The sequence below is a fragment of the Cellulomonas terrae genome (assembly GCF_007990265.1).
Lineage (GTDB): Bacteria > Actinomycetota > Actinomycetes > Actinomycetales > Cellulomonadaceae > Cellulomonas > Cellulomonas terrae.
Genome location: NZ_BJWH01000013.1, coordinates 70,781 through 86,874, shown reverse-complemented (window position 1 = coordinate 86,874; position 16,094 = coordinate 70,781). Strand labels below are relative to the sequence as shown.

General features: G+C 73.9%; 18 protein-coding genes. 8 read left to right on the top strand and 10 right to left on the bottom strand.

Translation table 11 applies throughout. From position 1 onward, the window contains the following. The first annotated feature begins 23 nt into the window (after window positions 1-23). Complete coding sequence (locus tag CTE05_RS12925) at window positions 24-1,274, top strand: glycosyltransferase 87 family protein (protein WP_146846729.1); 1,251 nt, start codon at window positions 24-26, stop codon at window positions 1,272-1,274. On the opposite strand, the gene CTE05_RS12920 is transcribed toward CTE05_RS12925, so the two are convergent. Genes CTE05_RS12920 through CTE05_RS12905 form a run of 4 tightly spaced genes read right to left on the bottom strand, consistent with a single transcriptional unit; the run spans window position 1,217 to window position 4,867 of the window. After that, window positions 1,217-2,437: a lysophospholipid acyltransferase family protein gene (locus CTE05_RS12920; protein WP_146846728.1), complete on the bottom strand. Its 1,221-nt coding sequence runs from the start codon at window positions 2,435-2,437 to the stop codon at window positions 1,217-1,219. The genes CTE05_RS12925 and CTE05_RS12920 overlap by 58 nt on opposite strands. After that, window positions 2,434-3,312: a phosphatidate cytidylyltransferase gene (locus tag CTE05_RS12915; protein ID WP_146846727.1), complete on the bottom strand. Its 879-nt coding sequence runs from the start codon at window positions 3,310-3,312 to the stop codon at window positions 2,434-2,436. The genes CTE05_RS12920 and CTE05_RS12915 overlap by 4 nt, the downstream gene beginning before the upstream one ends. After that, the gene (locus CTE05_RS12910; RefSeq protein ID WP_146846726.1) at window positions 3,309-3,893 is read right to left on the bottom strand and encodes a CDP-alcohol phosphatidyltransferase family protein; all 585 of its coding nucleotides are present in this window, start codon (window positions 3,891-3,893) and stop codon (window positions 3,309-3,311) included. Before CTE05_RS12910 ends, CTE05_RS12915 begins: the two co-directional genes overlap by 4 nt. 50 nt (window positions 3,894-3,943) lie before the next feature. Then, window positions 3,944-4,867 (bottom strand): LLM class F420-dependent oxidoreductase, encoded by a 924-nt coding sequence (locus tag CTE05_RS12905; RefSeq protein WP_146846725.1) that lies wholly within the window; start codon window positions 4,865-4,867, stop codon window positions 3,944-3,946. A 56-nt stretch (window positions 4,868-4,923) separates the two neighbouring features. Here CTE05_RS12905 and CTE05_RS12900 point away from each other — a divergent pair, with 56 nt between their 5' ends. Further along, on the top strand, window positions 4,924-5,568 hold the full coding sequence (locus CTE05_RS12900) for a DUF1684 domain-containing protein (RefSeq protein ID WP_246123582.1): 645 nt from the start codon (window positions 4,924-4,926) through the stop codon (window positions 5,566-5,568). Then, a complete protein-coding gene (locus CTE05_RS12895) occupies window positions 5,565-6,383 on the top strand; it encodes a hypothetical protein (RefSeq protein ID WP_146846724.1) in 819 nt (272 codons plus the stop codon). Before CTE05_RS12900 ends, CTE05_RS12895 begins: the two co-directional genes overlap by 4 nt. Window positions 6,384-6,470: 87 nt before the next feature. Here CTE05_RS12895 and CTE05_RS12890 read toward each other — a convergent pair whose 3' ends face one another. The 5 genes from CTE05_RS12890 to CTE05_RS12870 form a co-directional block, all read right to left on the bottom strand. Continuing rightward, entirely contained in the window at window positions 6,471-7,388 is a 918-nt protein-coding gene (locus CTE05_RS12890; protein WP_146846723.1) for an Fpg/Nei family DNA glycosylase, read from the bottom strand. Between the two features lie 10 nt (window positions 7,389-7,398). Next, a complete protein-coding gene (locus CTE05_RS12885; protein ID WP_146846722.1) occupies window positions 7,399-9,285 on the bottom strand; it encodes an AAA family ATPase in 1,887 nt (628 codons plus the stop codon). Between the two features lie 130 nt (window positions 9,286-9,415). Further along, complete coding sequence (locus tag CTE05_RS12880) at window positions 9,416-10,210, bottom strand: tyrosine-protein phosphatase (protein WP_146846721.1); 795 nt, start codon at window positions 10,208-10,210, stop codon at window positions 9,416-9,418. 5 nt (window positions 10,211-10,215) lie between these two features. Then, window positions 10,216-11,412 carry an RNA polymerase sigma factor gene (locus CTE05_RS12875; protein WP_281286184.1) on the bottom strand — a complete coding sequence of 399 codons (1,197 nt, stop codon included), beginning with the start codon at window positions 11,410-11,412 and terminating at the stop codon, window positions 10,216-10,218. A 19-nt stretch (window positions 11,413-11,431) separates the two neighbouring features. Beyond that, window positions 11,432-11,818 carry a YciI family protein gene (locus CTE05_RS12870; RefSeq protein WP_146846764.1) on the bottom strand — a complete coding sequence of 129 codons (387 nt, stop codon included), beginning with the start codon at window positions 11,816-11,818 and terminating at the stop codon, window positions 11,432-11,434. A 150-nt stretch (window positions 11,819-11,968) separates the two neighbouring features. Between CTE05_RS12870 and CTE05_RS12865 the strand changes: the two genes are divergently transcribed. Genes CTE05_RS12865 through CTE05_RS12855 form a run of 3 tightly spaced genes read left to right on the top strand, consistent with a single transcriptional unit; the run spans window position 11,969 to window position 14,306 of the window. Further along, window positions 11,969-12,844, top strand: coding sequence for a L,D-transpeptidase family protein (locus tag CTE05_RS12865; protein ID WP_146846719.1), 876 nt, complete (start codon window positions 11,969-11,971; stop codon window positions 12,842-12,844). Window positions 12,845-12,888: 44 nt separating this feature from the next. Then, entirely contained in the window at window positions 12,889-13,563 is a 675-nt protein-coding gene (locus tag CTE05_RS12860; protein ID WP_146846718.1) for a phosphatase PAP2 family protein, read from the top strand. Continuing rightward, complete coding sequence (locus tag CTE05_RS12855) at window positions 13,563-14,306, top strand: phosphatase PAP2 family protein (RefSeq protein ID WP_146846717.1); 744 nt, start codon at window positions 13,563-13,565, stop codon at window positions 14,304-14,306. Before CTE05_RS12860 ends, CTE05_RS12855 begins: the two co-directional genes overlap by 1 nt. Here CTE05_RS12855 and CTE05_RS12850 read toward each other — a convergent pair. Then, window positions 14,289-14,894 carry a hypothetical protein gene (locus CTE05_RS12850; protein WP_146846716.1) on the bottom strand — a complete coding sequence of 202 codons (606 nt, stop codon included), beginning with the start codon at window positions 14,892-14,894 and terminating at the stop codon, window positions 14,289-14,291. The genes CTE05_RS12855 and CTE05_RS12850 overlap by 18 nt on opposite strands. Window positions 14,895-14,957: 63 nt before the next feature. Here CTE05_RS12850 and CTE05_RS12845 point away from each other — a divergent pair, with 63 nt between their 5' ends. After that, window positions 14,958-15,494 carry a P-loop nucleotide/nucleoside kinase family protein gene (locus CTE05_RS12845; RefSeq protein ID WP_246123578.1) on the top strand — a complete coding sequence of 179 codons (537 nt, stop codon included), beginning with the start codon at window positions 14,958-14,960 and terminating at the stop codon, window positions 15,492-15,494. 38 nt (window positions 15,495-15,532) lie between these two features. Then, window positions 15,533-16,093, top strand: a complete 561-nt coding sequence (locus tag CTE05_RS12840; protein WP_146846715.1) for a hypothetical protein — start codon at window positions 15,533-15,535, stop codon at window positions 16,091-16,093. The last annotated feature ends 1 nt before the right edge of the window (window position 16,094 follow it).

Genomic DNA, 16,094 nt, shown 5'->3' with positions numbered 1-16,094 from the left:
CCGTCTGGGTCGCGTTCCTCGTCGTGCACGGCTGGCTCGCCCTCGTCGGCCTGGTCCTGATCCCCCAGGAGGCGTTCTGGGACCTCGACCTCTACCGCTACTGGATGTGGCTGGGGATCAACGAGGGCGAGTGGCCCGTGCTGTCGGGCTCCTGGGTGTACCCCGCGGGCGCGATCGTCCCCATGCTCGCCGCCGCGGTCGGCGGCGCGGGCGGTGGCTCCGCGTACCCCGCGGTGTGGGCGCTGATGATCACGGTGCTCGACGCGGTCGCGGTGGCGTTCCTGCTGCACACCCGTCGTCCCGACCGCCCGCAGGAGGCTCCGACCCCGGCCGGCGCCTGGTGGTGGCTCGCGTTCCTGCTGCTCCTCGGACCGGTCGCGATGGGCCGTCTCGACGCCGTCATCGCGCCGGTGGTCGTCGTCGCGCTGTCGATCGCCCTGAACCACCCGCGCATCACGTCCGCGCTCCTGACGGCCGCCGCCTGGGTCAAGGTCGCGCCCGGCGCGCTGCTCGTCGCGCTCTTCGTGGCCGTCCGGCGGCCGTGGCGCAGCGTGGTGGTGCCCGCGGCGATCGTCAGCGTCGTCGTCGTCGGCACCGTCGCGGCGCTCGGCGGGCTGCCGCACGTCGCGTCGTTCCTGACCGAGCAGGAGGAGCGCGGGCTCCAGATCGAGTCGCCCGGGGCGACCCCGTGGCTGGTCGCCGGGCTGTTCTCGACGTCCATCACCCGGTACCTGAACGAGCCCATCGTCACCTGGGAGATCACGGGGCCGGGCACGCAGGGCGCCGCGGACGTGCTGGGGGCGCTCTTCTTCGTGGCGCTCGGTGCCGCGGCGCTGCTGCTGTGGTGGCGGCGTGAGCAGCTCGGCGCCCGGATGTGGTCCGGCGGGATCGCGCGCACGGAGCTGCTGGTCCGCGGCGCGATGCTCCTGACGCTGGCGATGCTGGTGTTCAACAAGGTGGGGTCGCCGCAGTACATCGGCTGGCTTGCGCCGCCCGTGGCGGTCGCCCTGGCGCTGGCGCTGCCCGGCTGGCGGACCACCGCGTGGCTCGTGCTGGGCACCGCGGCGGCGACGCAGGTGGTGTTCCCGTGGTTCTACTCGGAGGTCCTCTACGGGGGCCCTGCGGTCACCCTGACGCTGGCCGCCCGCAACGTCGCGCTGGTGGTCCTGCTGGTGCACACCGTGGTCGCGCTGGTCAGACCCCTGCCCCCGGAGGATCAGGCCGACGCCCTGCGCCGCCAGGACCGGATCACGAGCGCGAGCCCCGCGGCGTAGGTCACGCCGAGGACCCCCAGGTACGGCACGTAGAACCGCCGGAGCACGGGGTGCCCGACGACGGCCGCACCTCCGATCGCCGCGCCCATCGCCGCCGCGCGCGCACCGCGTGCCCCGGCCGTGTGCACCGCGAGCGGGAGCCGCGGGATGCGCGCGTCCCCGGCCGCGGCGGCGTAGAGCTTGACCGGGACCCCGTTCGCCGCCTGCTTCCAGACACCGCGCGCTCCGGCCGCCATGTGCTGGGCTGCCGCGCCGCGCATGGTGGCGGTGGTCAGCGGTGCCGGTGGCCTCAGGCCGCGGCGGGTCAGCTCGGACGTGACCAGCACCCCCGCGACCGACCCGGCAGTCAGCCACGCCGCCGCCGGCAGGATCCGGCGCGGGTTCGCGACGCCGACGACCGCGAGGTACATCTCCATCGTCACCGGCCAGCTCACGGCCTCCGCGAAGCCCCAGGCCGCGGCACCCGCCATCCCGGCCCTCCCGTCCATCGCGCGGTGCAGGGTGCGCCAGGTGCGGGACTCCGACGCGGTCGCGGGCCCCTCGGCGAGCAGCGCCTCCAGCTGGTGGGCGACGGGGGACATGTCGTCGTCGACGAGGTCCTCCGGCTGGATGGGGTGGCCGAGCCGGACCTCGACGGCCCCCGGGTGCAGGCCGCCGCCCTTCGGCAGCAGGTCGCGGGTGCCGACGATGGCGACGGGCAGCAGCGGGACGTCGAACTCGCGGGCGATCCGGACCGCCCCGCTGCGCAGCTCCCCCAGCCGGCCGTCGGTGCTGCGGGTGCCCTCCGGGAACACGAGCAGGCTGGACCCGGCACCCAGCACGGTCTGGGCGCCGTCCACCAGCCCGGTGTAGCCGCCACCCTTGCGGTGCACGGGGACCGCGCCGATGGCGAGCTTGAGGCCCAGCCGCATCCACGCCTTCTCGAACCAGTAGTCCTCGGCCGCCACGACCACCGGCTTGTACGGCGCCGGGAAGGCGGCGATGAGCGCCGGGGTGTCGGCGTGCGAGCTGTGGTTGGCGACGATGACCATCGCCTCGTAGGGCGCCGAGCCGCGCACCTTGTACCCGCCGACGAGGTGGAAGACGTTGCGCCAGAACGTGTGCCGCACGGCACCGGCCAGGTTGAACCCGGGTGGCAGCCCCACGCGGCGCCGCGACGTCATGCGAGCACCGCCGCGAGCGGGAGGACGAGCAGGAGCGAGTCCACACGGTCCAGCAGACCACCGAAGCCGGGCAACCACGCGCCGGCGTCCTTGACCCCCGCCCGGCGCTTCACCATCGACTCCAACAGGTCTCCTCCGACGCTTCCGAGCAGCACGGCGACGTACAGCCCCGGCGAGGCGGAGTCCAGCACGACCAGCACGATCGCGGCCCCGACCGCGGCTCCGACCATACCGCCGACGGTCTTGTTCGGACTGAGCCGGGAGAGTGGTCGTCGGGCCCACGCGAACCGGCGCAGACCCGTCCCGCCGCACCAGGCCGCGATGTCCGTGGCGGCCGCCGCGAAGCACAGCAGGTACGCGTCGCTGCCGACGAGGACCAGGTTGGCCAGCGACCAGCACAGCCAGATCGACCCGAAGGCCGTCAGGGTCGCCCGTTCGAGGCCGCGCTCGGAGTCGCCCGCGAGCAGGGCGGGGACCGCGCAGAGCAGTGCCATCAGAGGCACCAGGGCGAGCAGGTCCGGTGCCAGCCAGGCCGCCAGCGGGTAGGCCACCGCGAGCACGAGCAGCAGCGTCGTCTCGGCGCGGGGCAGCCGCACCATCGCGGCGAACTCACGCACCGCCTGGAGCGCGAGGAGCGCCGCGAGCGCAGCCGTCGGCCCCGGGCCGAGCCACATGGGGATGCCGATGACGGGCAGGATCAGCGCCCAGGTGGTCCAGCGGCGGCGGAGCTCCGGCTTGCCCGAGAGGAACACCGGCACGGCCGCGAGCGCCAGGATCGTCACGCTGACGGCCAGCAGCCAGACGGCGCGGCCGTCGAGGTCGAGGTGCCAGCCGAGGAGCCGGAGGTGGATCTCGAGGTCGGGGACGAGGTTCACGCGAGGACTCGGCGCAGCTCACGCAGCCGCGTCGCCACCGTCACCAGCGACAGCCCGATCATCACCGGCAGCAGGATCGGCGACAGCCCGGGGGCCGCAGCGAGGACGACCACCACGAGGCACCGCTCGGTCTTGCCGAAGGGTCCCCCGTTGATCCGGGCGGCACCGGCCCCGGCACCCGCCAGCGACACGAACGTCGGCAGCGTGGCGACGACCGCAGCGACGAGCACCAGCACGAGCCCTGCGCTGCCCTGCAGCCGCCCGAGCAGCACGGCGAGGCCGCCGAACATCAGGAGGTCGCCGGCGCGGTCGCCGAGCTCGTTGACCACGAACCCCCAGGGCCGGGACACCCCGCGGGCACGGGCGACGGCACCGTCGAGGTTGGCGCCGGCCAGCCGGCCGGCCAGCAGCACCAGCGCGAGCGGCCACGCCCCGATCGCGATCGCGACGGCGGCGAGCGCAGCGCTGACCACGCCCAGCCACGTGAACACGTCGGGCGACACGTCCCGGTCGACGGCCCACCGGACGACGCCGTCGAGACGACGGGTGTACCAGGGCTTGAGTGCATACAGGCCGCGCATGCCGGGACCCTAGCGAGTCCGCGGTACCCGTGCGCCGTGCGTCCCCAGGGTCATCCGAGCTGGGTCGCGACCTCCGACGCCACCAGCTCCAGGTGGTCGAGGTCGTGCAGGTCCAGCACCTGCAGGTAGACGCGGGTGATGCCGAGCTCCCGGTAGGAGCCGATCCGGTCGACGACGGCGCTCGGCGTCCCGGCGAACCCGACGGCCCGCACCTCGCCGACGTCGCGCCCGATGGCGTCGGCCCGACGGGCCACCTCGGCGTCGTCGCGCCCCGCGCACAGCACCTGTGCCACGGAGAACGTGAGCGTCGACGGGTCCCGACCGGCCTCCTCGCACGCCGCACGGACGACGGCGACGCGGTCCTGCACGTCTGCCGGCGCGGGGAACGACTGGTTGTACTCGGTGGCGTACCGGGCGGCGAGGGCGGGCGTGCGCTTCGGGCCGCTGCCGCCGACGATGATCGGCACGCGGGACTGCACGGGCTTCGGCAGCGCCGGCGAGTGCTTGAGCTGGTAGTGCTCGCCCGCGAAGTCGTAGTGCTCCCCCACCGGCGTCCCCCACAACCCGGTGATCAGCTCGAGCTGCTCCGTGAGCAGGCCGAACCGCTTCTCGGGGAACGGGATCCCGTACGCCGCGTGCTCCTGCGCGAACCACCCGGCACCGAGGCCCAGCTCGACGCGGCCGCCCGACATCTGGTCCACCTGCGCCACCTGGATCGCGAGCACGCCCGGGTGCCGGAACGTGGCCGACGAGACCAGGGTGCCCAGCCGGATGCGGCTGGTCTCGCGCGCCAGGCCCGCCAGCGTCGTCCACGCGTCGGTGGGACCCGGCAGACCGTCGCCGGAGCCCATGCTCAGGTAGTGGTCGGACCGGAAGAAGGCGTCGAAGCCGAGGTCCTCGGTGGCCTTGGCGACGGCGAGCAGGTCGTCGTACGTGGCCCCCTGCTGGGGCTCGGTGAAGATGCGCAGATCCATGGCGACCACCCTCACACAGGTCGACCCGGGACCGCGCACCGTGCGACGGTGGGGCCGTGATCCCTGCCATCGTGACCGGCCGCCATCCTGCCGACGAGCCGTTCGCGGTCGCGGACTGGCGGCGTCGGGTCGCCGAGATCTACGCCGACGTGCGCCGGATCGGGGCCGACGACCCGGCGTCCGCGCACGCCGTCTGGGTCCAGCGTCGCGACGAGCTGCTCGCCGAGCACCCTGCGTCCCCGCTCGACGCGGCGGCGAAGGCGGCGTTCGAGGGCCTGGACATCCCGCACCACGACCCGGCCTACCGGTTCGAGTGCGAGGTCCTGCCTGCGACCGCCCAGCGGCTCGACGTGAGCACGGGCGCCGACGGCGTCGTGCCGTTCGAGCGCATCGGGACCGTCGTGCTGGGCGACCTGGGCACGCTCGCCGTGTGGGTGATCCGCGGCTACGGGGGCGGCCTGTTCGTCCCGCTGAAGGACGCGCTGGCCGGGACGCCCGGCGGCACGTACGGCGGCGGGCGCTACCTGCTGGACACCATCAAGGGGGCAGATCTCGGCATGGCACAGGACAAGCTCGTCATCGACCTGAACTTCGCGTACAACCCGTCGTGCGCCTACGACCCGGCGTGGACCTGCCCGTTGGCCACCCGCGCCAACACGCTCGGCGTGGACGTCCCCGTCGGCGAACGGATGCGGCCGTGAGCGCCCTGACGTCGATGTGGGCCTGGGACAACCCGGTCGCCCGCACCCTCGACGCGCGCGGCCGGGACTATGCACCCGCCGAGCCCGCCGACCTCGTCGCGTTCTGCCAGGACCGCGCGATCCAGCGGGTCTTCCTGTCGGCTCCCTGGGCCGCCGACGAGGGACCGGTCGGCGACTGGTTCGGCGCCGCGACCACCGCCCTGCAGACTGCCGGCGTCGCGGTCGGTCCGCTGGGCGGCGACCCTGGGTGGCTCGGTGAGCCCTCGCTGGCCGTCACCTGGGCGCTGACCGCGCTGCGCTCGGGCCCGAGCGACAGCATCCAGCTCGACGTCGAGCCGTGGGCGACCCCGGGCTGGCCGGCGGACCGCGACCAGCTCTGCGCGCAGTGGCTCACCCTCCTGGACGGTGTCCTCGCGGCGCTGCCGGCCGGCGTCTCGCTGGGCGTCGACACCCCGTGGTGGCTCGCGCACGAGGCGTGGGAGGGCGGCACCCTGCTCGACGCGATCCTCGACCGGGTCGGGCGGGTCGGCGTCGTCGCGTTCAGCGACCATGCGCAGGGTCCCGACGGGATCGTCGCGCTCGCCGGACCGGCGGTGGTCGCCGCGTCGTCGGCCGGACTGCCGTTCACCGTCGGCGTCGAGACGGACACCGCCGAGGTCGCGGGCGGGGCCCAGTACACGTTCATCGACGAGGGCCCGCTGGTCCTCGAGCAGGAGACCGCGCTCGTCGAGGACGCGTTCGGCACGCTGCCCGGCTACGAGGGCGTCACGGTCGAGCACCACCGCACGTGGCGCGCGCTGCTGGGCCTCGACTGATAACTGACGCTGGGTAGTCCGATAGGGCGACCATGCCCTGGATCGCGTGCCGACGGTCGCTGCCGGCAGCCAGGGCTTGGTCGCGCGTCAGACCTGGCAGGTCGGGCACCAGTAGAGCTTGCGGGTGGCCATCTCCTCGACCACCACCGGCGTGCCGCTGACCAGGCACGGTTCGCCGGCGCGGTGGTAGACCCAGTTCCGCAGGGTCGCGTCGGTGACCGCCTCGACGCGCTGCGCCTCCGACAGGTCCTCGCGCGTGAGGATGAAGCCCCGCTCGATGCCGTCGGCCAGCAGGACCGCCCAGTCGTCCCAGAGCGCCCGCGCGACGTCCCGGGGGACGCGGCGCCCCGGGGTGTGCGGGTCGAGCCGCGCGCGGAACAGCAGCTCCGCGCGGTAGATGTTGCCGATCCCCGCGACCACCGACTGGTCCATGAGCAGCTGCCCGACCGCCACGTTCCGGGAGGTCAGCCGGTCCGCCATCACCTCACCGGCCGCGTCCGGGTCGTCGGTCGACGCGGGGTCGGGCCCCAGCCGAGCGACCGCCACGGCCGCCTCCGCAGGGTCCAGCACCTCGCACGCGGTCGGCCCGCGCAGGTCCGCGACGGTCTCCGCCGACGCCAGCCGGACCCGCACCTGCCCGACGGGCTCGGGCGGGAACGCGTCGCCGGCAGGGGTCTCCCGCTCGCCCTCGCCCATCCGAACGGACCGGCGCAGGCGGGGCGCTCCCATCGACCCGGCCGCGAACCCACCAGGCACCAGCGGCGTCAGCGAGCCGAAGAAGTCCCACGCCCCGTACAGACCGAGGTGCACCCGCAGGACGTCACCCGACTCGAACGTGCAGAACAGCTGCTTGCCGACGGCGTCCGCCGCCACGAGGACCTGACCGTCGACCCGCGCCGCGCCGGCGGCGAACCGACCCTGCGGTGAGCTGACGGCGAGCCGTCGACCGACGAGGTCCAGGCGGAGCTGGCGGGCGATGCGGTGGACGGTATGACCCTCGGGCACGTCCCGAAGGCTAGGCCACGCGCAGCCGCTCCGCCGCCGCGCCCGCGGCAGCCGCGGCTCCGGCCGCCGTCGCCGCGCTCCGGTCGCTCTCCTCGCGCGCCAGCAGCTGCTCCTGGGCGAGCGTCGCGGCCTCCAGCACGTCGGTGATCTCCTCGCCGATGAGCTCGTGCCGTTCGAGCAGCGCGTCGCGCAGCGCCTCGACGAGGTGGCGGTGCCGGGACAGCAGGCGCCGCACCGTGGTCCGGGCCTCGTCGAGGACGCCCTCCAGCTGGGCCCGGGCCTGTGCGTCGCTGAGCACCGCGGACACCAGGTCGTGCGGCGTGGCGGCGAACGAGATGAGCGACCCGGTCATGCCCGCTGCGCCGACCATCTGCGCGGCGGTCCGCGTCGCGGACGCGAGGTCGCCCGCGGGGCCGGTGCTCGTCTGGCCGAAGAACAGCTCCTCGGCCACCCAGCCGCCCATCGCGATCTGCACGAGCGCGCGCAGGTCGTAGTGCGAGTGGGTCCAGACCTCCTCGCAGTCGCCGTGCGCGAGCAGCCCGAGCGCGTCGCCGCGGCGGATGATCGTCAGCACCTCGAGGGTCCGGTTCGGCGCAGCGAGCCACGCGGTGACGGCGTGCCCGGCCTCGTGGGTCGCGATGAGGCGCTGCTCGGCCTCGGTGTACCGGACCGGCTGGCCGATCCCGACCATCTCCGTGATCCGGGCGTGCTCGACGTCCGCATAGGTCATCGCCATCGAGCCCCGGCGCAGCGCGTTGACCAGCGCCTCGTCCAGCAGGTGCTCGATCATCACCGGCGTCCAGCCGTTGGTCGCCGCGGCGAGACGGTCGCGCAGCGCCGGGTCGTTCAGCTCGGAGTCCGAGGAGCGGCGCGCCAGGAAGTGGTCGACGAGCGCCCGGCGGCCCACCGCGTCCGGCGTCGCGAACGTCAGCCGACGGTCGAAGCGTCCGGGCCGCAGCAGCGCGGGGTCGAGCGAGTCCGCGCGGTTGGTGGCAGCGATCAGCAGGATCGGCGCCTTGACCGGCTTGCGCAGCTGCATCTGGCGGGAGGCCGGCAGCAGCAGGTTGATCCGCGCGAGGAACCAGTTGACGAGCTTGTCGGAGCTGGTCGGCTGGTCGAACGACTGCATCTGCACCAGCAGCTCGTTCACGACGCCGCCCGTGCCCTCGCTGATCACGGCGTTGGTGACCACGTGCGGGACCCGGAACGCGTCGAACGGGCCGGACGCGACCGCGGCGGACGCCATGCCACCGCGCCGGATGGCGATGGCGTCGATCTCCTCGATGAAGCCGATCGCACCGCCCTCGGTCCGGGCCGCCTTGCGCAGCGCCTTGAAGTACGCGCGGATCTTCTTGGCGGTGGCGCCGTAGTACATCGACTGGAACGACGTCGCGGAGACGAAGAGGAACGGCACCCCGGCCTCGGCCGCCATGGCCTTGGCGGTCATCGTCTTGCCGGTGCCGGGCAGCCCCTCGAACAGCAGCCCGCGGCGGGGGGTGCCACCCATCTGCTCGGCGAACTGCTTGTGCGTCTGGAACAGGTCGATCGAGCGCCGCACGTCCTCCTTGACGGGGTCGATGCCGATGACGTCGTCCAGGCGCACGTCCACCTGCTCCGGCCGGTAGACCACGTGCGGGGAGCGGGCGGTGCCCACCTGCATCCCGACCATGAGGAGCAGCAGCGCGCCGAAGAACAGCACCGGCACGAGGATCAGCGGGTCGATCGTCGGCATCGCCGGCAGGATCGGGCGGTCCAGCAGCGCGTTGACGATGACCCAGGTCTCGATCGCGATCACGAACGCTGCCGCGCGGTACACCCGCTTGCGGCGGACCCGGTCGCGCTCGACGGCGATGTCGTGCGCGCCCCGTCGGATGGGGGAGGTGATCTCGTCGGCCACAGGCGTGCCTTTCCCTCGGCGCCTGGGTTCAGACGACGCTGCGTCGCGGGAGGTGCGATCAACCCATCGTGGGTGCGGCCGGGTGAGTCGGCAATATCGGACATACCGGACCACCCGAACGGTCCAACGCTCACCCGTCGGCGCGCAGGGTCCTCCGGAGGCCCTCGACCTCGACCGCGCTCAGCCCCAGGCCGTCCGCCAGGTAGCCCGGGAACGAGTCGAACTCCTCGTGCAGGGTGCTCAGCGCGGCCTGCAGGTACTCCGCGCGGACCTCCAGCAGCGGCCGCAGGAGCTCCGGGTCCCCGCCCATCGCGGCGAGCTGCTGCAGGAGCGGCGCGAACGTCGTCCGGACCGCGGGGTTCACCGCGAGGAACTCGTCGAGGGCGCCCGCCTCGTCGACCCCGGCGGCCAGCAGCAGGATCGTCGCCGCCCACCCGGTGCGGTCCTTGCCGGCCGTGCAGTGGAAGAGCACCGGCGTCCGCTCCGGGTCGAGCACCGTCCGTGCGAACGCCGCATAGGCCGTCCGGGCGGCCTCGCCGACGACGAGCCGGCGGTAGACGGCGAGCATCTCCCCCGCCAGGTCGAGGTCCGCCAGCACGTGGACGTCCCCGCCCGCGAGGAGCGTCGGCAGCTGCGCGGCGGCCCCGCCCGGCAGGTCCGCGAGCGCGTCGAGCACCAGCAGCTGCGCTCCTGCGGGCAGATGGTCCGGGCGCGGGTCCCGCTCGGCGTCGGTGCGCAGGTCGACGACGGTCCGGATGCGCAGGTCCGCGAGCGCGGCGTCCGTGGCGACGTCGTCGGCCGAGAGCTCGGCCGACCGGAACGCGACACCCCGCGCGACCGCGCCGCCGTCGGCCGTGGGCCGGCCCCCGAGGTCCCGCAGGTTCGTGACGGCTGGCGACAGCAGGATGTGCGGGTCGGCGGTCACGCGGCTCAGGGTGTCAGCCCACGCCGCAGCCGCGCCACCTGCACGACGAGGTAGTCGCGCTCGGCGGTGCTCGTGGTCCCGTGCGACGCGAGCAGCAGGTGCTCGGCAGCCTCGGCCGGCCGCCCGGCCCGCTCCAGCAGGTGGCCGCGCACGGCGGCGAGGCGGTGGTGGCCGGGGAGCCGGTCTTCGAGCGTCGACAGCAGGGCGAGGCCGGCGTCGGGGCCCTCGACCATGGCCAGCGCGACCGCGCGGTTGAGGGTGACCATCGGGTTGCCCGTGATCCGTTCCAGCAGGCCGTACAGCGCGAGCAGCTGCGGCCAGTCCGTCGCGTCGGTGCTCGGCGCCTCGTCGTGCACGGCGGCGATCGCGGCCTGGAGCTGGTACTCCCCCACGGCGCCACGCACGAGCGCGTCCTCGACCAGCGCGGTGCCCTCGTCGACCATCGCACGGTCCCACCGCCCGCGGTCCTGGTCGGCCAGCGAGACCAGCTCGCCGTGCGGGCCGGTGCGGGCGGGTCGGCGGGCGTCGGTCAGCAGGATCAGGGCGAGCAGACCGGTGACCTCGGGGTCGTCGGGCAGGCTCGCGTGCAGCGTCCGGGTCAGGCGCAGCGCCTCGGTGGCGAGGTCGGCGCGCGCGACGGTCGGACCGGTGGTGCTCGCGTAGCCCTCGTTGAACATCAGGTACAGGACGCGCAGGACCGCGCGGAGCCGCTCGGCGTACTCGGCCGCAGTCGGCATCCGGAACGGCCCGTCCAGGTCGCGCAGCGTCCGGCGCGCCCGGCTGAGGCGCTGCGCCATCGTCGGCTCCGGCACCAGGAACGCCCGGGCGATCTCCGCCGTCGTCAGCCCGCCGACGGACCGCAGCGTGAGCGCGATCGCCGACGCCGGGCTGAGCGCGGGGTGGCAGCAGCCGAACAGCAGGAGCAGCGAGTCGTCGGTCTGCGACGCGTCGGCGCGCTCGACCGCCTCCATGGTGACGACGAGCTCCTCGCGGCGCCGCCGCGCGTCCTCGCTGCGGTAGCGGTCCACCAGCTTGTGCTGGCCGACGACGATCAGCCAGCCGCGCGGGTTGTCCGGCACCCCCTCGTCGGGCCACTGCGTCGTGGCAGCCAGCAGCGCGTCCTGCAGGGCGTCCTGCGCGTCGGCGAGGTCACCGCAGCGACGGACCAGCACGCCGAGGACCTGCGGCGCGAGCTCGCGCAGCAGGTCCTCGACGCCGTCGTCACTCAGCAGGAGCGGGTGCCTCCATCAGCGCGCGGACCTCGAACACCTGCTTCATCGGGGCGCCGCCCGGCCCCGGCGCCGCGGACGCCCGGGCGGCGATCGCGATCGCCCGGGCCTCGTCCTCGACGTCGACCATCCAGTAGCCCGCCAGGAACTCCTTCGACTCCGCGAACGGCCCGTCGGTGACCACCGGCGCGGACACCCCGTCGCTCGTGACGAACTTCGCGGTGGCCGGCCACGCGAGCCCTTGCCCGTCGACGAGCTCGCCGGTGGCGACCAGCTCCGCGCCGAGGTCCTGCTGGAACCGGATGTGGCGCTGGATGTCCTCGGGCGCCCACTCGTCGATCGGCGGGACGCCCTCGACGTAGTAGCTCATCATCAGCATGTACTTCACGGTGCACTCCGTCTCTCGGGGCTGCTCTCGTCCGATGGTCGGAGCCGCGCGCACGTTCTCGACATGCATCCTGTCGGCAATCCGCCGACGACGACAGGTGACGTTTGGCCGCGGTGGCCATGCGGGCGCACCATGGCGGGGATGACCACGACACCGGTGAGACGTGCGACGGCGACCGCCCTGATGGTGGCTGCCCTGGCGGGCGCCTGTGCCCAGGGGCCCGCGACCCCGGCGGACCCGGTCGTCGTCGCAGCGCCGGTGACCGTCGCGAAGGCCGCCGCACCGGCCGTCCCCCCGCCTCCTGCCGCGGACCTGAGCGCGCTGCCGGTCGTCGACCTGCTGCACGTCGTCCCCGGCCTGCCGGGCCTCGACGGCCTCACGCAGCGGGAGAACCCCGACCCCGCGCTCGGGCGCTGGCAGACCGTCGTGGTGGTGCGCGACACGGCCGCCCGCGTCGCCCCCGCGGGTGCGGCCGTCGGCGTGGTCCCGCCGCTGACGCTCGAGGTCCGCACGACCCTGCCCGTCATCGACCAGCGCGGCCGGTGGCTGCGCGTGATGGTCGCCACGCGCGGCGCCCTGCCCAGCCAGGACGTCGCGCAGACCAACGGCCGCAGCGCGTGGATCGACTCGGCGGACACCGAGCCGGCCGGTACCGACTGGTCGATCCAGGTGGACACCGCCGCGCAGACGATCACCGTCGACGACGGCACCACGACGCACGTCCTGCCCGTCAAGGCGACCGGTGCCCCCGGCACACCCACCCCGCACGTCCCCGCGTTCCTGCTGGGCACCCGCTGGCTGCAACCCGGCACGACGACCCCGCGGGTGCTCCTGCTCTCGACGCAGAGCGAGACGATCGACCACTACGACAAGCCGACCGGCACCGCCGTGACGGCCATCCACACCACCACCCTGCGCGGGGTGGGCGCCGTGTCCAACGGCTGCGTGCGGGTGACGGACGACGTGCTCGACCTCGTCTGGCAGGCACCCGCGGGGACGGTCGTGACGACCGTCTAGCCTCTCGACGCGCGCGCGGCCGGTCCCGCCCATAACCTCCGGGGATGCGACCCCTGCCGCTCCGCCGCCGCGCGCTCCTGCGCGCCGCCGCGTTCGGGATCGCGTTCACCGTGCCCGTGGCGGTGCTCGCGTACCTCGTGCGCGCGGAGGTGCAGGCTGTCGTCTCGTTCGACCAGCGGACCATCCAGGCGGCGACGGAGTACACCCGCGACCACCCCGGTCTGCACCAGGCACTGCTCGTCTGGCAGGAGCTGTTCCAGGCACGCTGGGTCAACCTTGCCGCGACCCTGGTGTGCGTATGGGTGTGGCGGCGGCACGGCCTGACGACGCGGGCGCTGTGGGCGTTCCTCACGATCATGGCCGCGTGGGCGCTCCAGCTCGGCGCGAAGGGTCTCGTCCAGCGGGCCCGCCCGGTCGTCGAGGACGCCGTCGCGCACGCCCCCGGCTCCAGCTTCCCGTCCGGTCACGCGACGAACACCGCAGCCGTCGCCCTGACCCTGACCCTGCTCGTCTGGCCCCTGCTCGGACCCCGTGGTCGCGTCGTCGTCCCGCTCGTCGCCGCCACCTGCACGATCCTCACCGCCGTCGACCGCGTGATGCTCGGCGTGCACTACCCCTCCGACGTCGTCGCAGGGATCGCCCTCGGAACCGCCCTCGCGGGCGCGTCCTACCTCGGCTACAGCGGCTGGTCCGCGACGGCCCCCGACCAGGAGAAGTGATGCACACGTTCCTGCACCGCTACGAGCTGGACACCTCGGCCCCCACCCGCAAGGAGGCGTGGCGCGACTTCGCCGTCCGTGTGCTCCTGCCCGCGCTCGCCCTCTGGGCGGTCATCGTCGGCGTCGGCTTCCTCATCACCGGGCCCCTCGGCAACCTGCCCGGCGAGGCCGTCGTCAACGAGTGGTTCGTCGCGCAGCGCACCGAGACCCTGGACGCGGTCACCGCCGTCATGTCCGCGATCGGGACCACCGAGTTCATCATCGGCGCGTGCGTGCTGTTCGTCGCGCTCTTCTGGTGGCGCACGAAGCAGTGGTGGCTCGCGATCGTGCCCCCGCAGGCCATCGCGGTGCAGGCCATCGTGTTCATGACCGCCGCGCTCGTCGTCGGCCGCGAGCGTCCCGACGTGGAGAAGCTCGACGAGTCGCCGCCCACGTCCAGCTACCCGAGCGGCCACACCGGTGCGTCGACCGCGTTCTACGTCGTCCTCGCGATGCTCGCCCAGCGCATCCAGCACCGCGCCCTGCGGATCGTCGTCACCGTCGTGTGCCTGCTCGTGCCCCTCGCCGTCGGCACCGCCCGGCTCTACCGCGGCATGCACAGCCTGTCCGACGTGCTCATGGGCCTGCTCAACGGGCTCGTGTGCGCGTTCCTGGCGTGGAACTACCTGCGCCGGGACACATCGTCTGCGTCGTCCAAGGTCTCGTCGGCGAAGCGGAGCCTGAGGTCAGTCGGGCGCTCGTAGGCCGAGCGAACCCAGCTCGAGCGACGCGAGCGCCCGCACGACCTCCGGATCCCGGTTGCGCCACGCGTTCGCCGGGTCGTCGCTCACCCTGGCCAGGGCGCGGACCGGCTGCGTCGCGAGCGCCCGCAGGGCGAACAGATCCAGGTCGGCCGCGGAGTCCAGGATCCGTCCGGCCGCACGAGCGCGTCCGACGAACCGCAGCCGGACCAGCAGCCAGACGCCGACCACCAGCAGGATCGGGACCGCGGCGACCGTCAGCCCGAGCACCAGCGCGACCTGGTGCGCCCCCTCCTGCACCTCCACACCCGCGTCCGCGATCGAGTCCGCCGCACCGCCGGCCGCGGTGAACGGGGCCCGCGCGTCGTCGCCGACCAGCGGGACCCGCGCGACGGTGTCGCCGGCCGAGGTCAGGCTCTCCGACAGCGACGACCCCGCCGCCTCCAGCGTCCGTCCGGGCGCGGCCAGCTGGCCGACGACGTCGTACACCTCCCGACCGGCACGGACCCACAGGACCACCCAGCAGACGACGAGGAGGTCGGCGACGATCTGGCGGGCACGTCGCCACGGAGTCTGCGCATAGAGGATCACGCGGACATCCTGGCGTGCGCGGGCGCAGGACGCGGGACGTCGGCCATGATGACCCGAGTGACGGTGACGCGACCCACCCTGTTCCTGACCGTCGGGCTGCCCGGGACCGGGAAGACCACCGAGGCGCGACGCATCGAGGTCGAGGAGGGGGCCCTCCGCCTCACCAAGGACGAGTGGGTCAAGGCTCTCTACGGCCACGCGAACCCGCCGTCGGCGACCGACGTGATCGAAGGACGCCTCATCGACATCGGCCTGCGCGCCCTCCAGCTCGGCGTCAACGTCGTCATCGACTTCGGCCTCTGGTCTCGCGACGAACGATCCGCGCTCCGGTACGCAGCCGGCGACCTCGGCGCCGCGGTGGAGCTGCGCTACCTCTCGCTCCCGCCCGCCGAGCAACGACGACGACTCGACCGTCGCCACGCCGAGGAGCCGCACACGACGTGGCGCATGTCCGACGCGGAGCTCGCCGAGTGGGCGGCCGCGATCAGCGTGCCGACGCCCGGCGAGCTCGACGGGAGTGAACCCGTCGACGGACCGCCACCGGGGTACGCGACGTGGGACGCGTGGCGAGCGCAGCGCTGGCCGCCTTCGGTCGGCTGACCAGACGGACGCCCGGCGCGGTCAACTAGAGTCGCTGCGTGCCTGCCTCCCGACGCGCCCTCACGCCGGCCTGCATGCTCCTGGTCGCGGGGGTGGTCGCATCCTGCAGCGGACCCACGGACTCCACGCCCGCAACCCCGTCAGCCCCTGCGACGTCGGCCGAGGCTCCGTCGCCCTCCCCCACGTCGTCGACCGGACTGACCGCGGCCGACGAGGCCGAGGTCGCCGAGGCGTGGGAGAAGTACTGGGACGCCCGTGTCGCGGCCTTCAACGGCCCGAACCCGGACCCCGCGCTCTGGGCCGGCTTCGCCGGCGACGAGATCATCGGGAGCGAGACGGCGTCCGCGCAGGACTACCTCGACAACGGCATCGTCTTCACCGGCGACGTGCGCACGTGGGACGTCCGCGTCATCTCCGACGGGGGCACACCGGTCCTGGTGGGCTGCGTCGACGAGTCAGGATGGACAGGGACCCAGAACGGCGTGGCGCTCCCTCCGCGGGACAACCCCGTCCACGCGCAGTCGTTCGGCCTCCAGCGCACCGACGACGCCTGGCTCCTCACCTACGCAGTCGACCTCCCAGCGGGCATCACATGCTGAG